Below are 2012 nucleotides of genomic sequence, written 5' to 3'. Positions count from 1 at the left end.
CCACAGAGAAACCACAAACGGAAATTGGAAAATAGTGGCTGCACTGAAAGCCAAGGCTATTCCGAATCCCATGCCAATCACTCCCCCCACACCAGAAACCACGACAGCTTCTGCTAAAAATTGCTTGAGAATTGCTGATTTGGTAGCTCCTAGTGCTTTACGAATCCCAATTTCTCGCCTTCGTTCCACAACAGAAGCCAACATAATATTGGCAATACCAATTCCGCCAACAACTAAAGAAATTCCAGCAACTGCTCCCACCATTACCGTAAATAAACCCACCACATTATTTAAGGTATTGATCATGTCTGTTTGGTTAATGATTTTAAAATTATCGGCTTGGGGTGGATAAATATTATGGCGCAAGCGCAAGAGATTGGTAACTTGAAATTGAGCTGCACTTAAACTCGATTCATCAGAGGCTTTCAACCACAACCCATTGATGGCAATCCCGGCTAGGGCATTATTACCAATAAGTCGCGCCGACATATTCGTCAAGGGAATATATATTTGATTATCTTGGTCTATTCTTCCTACCGCACCCTTAGATTCCATAACACCAATAACGATGTAACGCTCTCCCTGAATGCGGATATTGGCACCAATTGCATTTGCCCCCGGTTCAAACAGTTGTTCCCGTAACTTAGAACCAAGAACAACCACTGATTTACTAGAGAGCAAATCATCCTGATTAAAAAATTGCCCCGACTGGGGATAGATGTTCTTGACCTCCGGGTAACTCAAATCTGTACCGATGACAGTAGTTAATATATTCTTGCCACCATAGACTACGGAGACATTAGGCTTTTGCAAGAATGCAGACACCGCACTAGCCGTAGTCACCTGTTCTTTAATTGCCCGTGCATCCTCCCAATTTAAACGTGTTCCCCTACCAGTACTACCTAGATTGATGCGACTATTTCTGGGAGTATCAGGGAACACCAGCATGACATTTGTACCCAAACCCTGTAATTGCTGCTCGGTTGCCTTTTGCACTCCCTGACCAAGGGAAGTAATAGCAATTACCGAGGCAATCCCAATAATGACACCCAGCATGGTCAGCCCTGTGCGTAATCTGTTACTCCACAAAGCCTCCAGCGCCATGACTAAGACTTCTACAGTGGATGCTGTACTAAAGCGAATCTGAACTGGTGTAGCCATTTTTGCACACCTTGTAATTAACGTGAACGTGAACGTGAACCGGGAAAAGGAGGTGGGGTAATAGATTGCGGTCGGAACCCTTCTGGGAAGTTGATAAACACTCTTTCGGTTCCCTGCAAACCTGATTTGACTTCTGTTTTGTGATTAGCAGTAACGCCAGTCACTATGGGAGTGAAGATAGCTTTATTATTTTCTCCTGCTACAAACACACCTGTAGCATTCTCCTGGCGGACAATTGCCACTGTCGGTACCACCAAAGCATTTAAGAGTGTGCCTACTTTGAACTCCAGATGGACATTCATCCCAGAACGCAGAAGTTGTTCTGAATCCGAGACAATGGCCACCTTAACCTCAAAGCTGGTAACATTCTGTTCTATAACTGCCTGGGCAGCAATTTGTGCCACCTGTCCGGTAAAGGTTTTTCCTGGGTAAGCATCAACAGTAATAGTGACGTCTTGTCCCAAGCGGATTTTGGAAATATTACTTTCTGCTACGTATGCCGTTACTACCTGGTTACTAGAAGCTAGGGACAAAATTGAAGAAGAGGTAGCGGATAAGACAGAACTACCTGCGGTAGTCGGGCTGACAAAGGCACCTGGATCGGCATACTTCCTAGCAACAATGCCAGTGAAAGGAGCGCGAATTACCGTATCTGCTATCTGCGCCTTGGCATTTTGCACAGCCCCCTCGGCTTGCATCACTCTAGCCCGGGCTTGGGCAATGTCTTCTGGCCGTGCCCCTGCTTTGGCTAGTTTCAAACTTTGTTGTCTTTGCATCACTCTAGCCCGGGCTTGAGCAATGTCTTCTGGCCGTGCCCCTGCTTTTAGGAGTAGCAAAGCAAGCTTTGCTAC

Annotated in this window: 2 protein-coding genes; both read right to left on the bottom strand. The window is 45.8% G+C overall.

Annotated features, from left to right (window positions below):
* Positions 1–1161, bottom strand: a 1161-nt coding sequence (locus F6K49_RS44060) for an ABC transporter permease (protein ID WP_293108193.1), incomplete at its 3' end; no start/stop codon positions are given.
* Positions 1162–1178: 17 nt separating this feature from the next.
* On the bottom strand, positions 1179–2012 hold an 834-nt coding region (locus tag F6K49_RS44055), incomplete at its 5' end, for an efflux RND transporter periplasmic adaptor subunit (protein WP_293108189.1).

Source organism: Moorena sp. SIO3I6 (assembly GCF_010672095.1).
The sequence above is the reverse complement of the archived record's forward strand: the minus strand, read 5'-3'. Positions and strand labels throughout refer to the sequence as shown.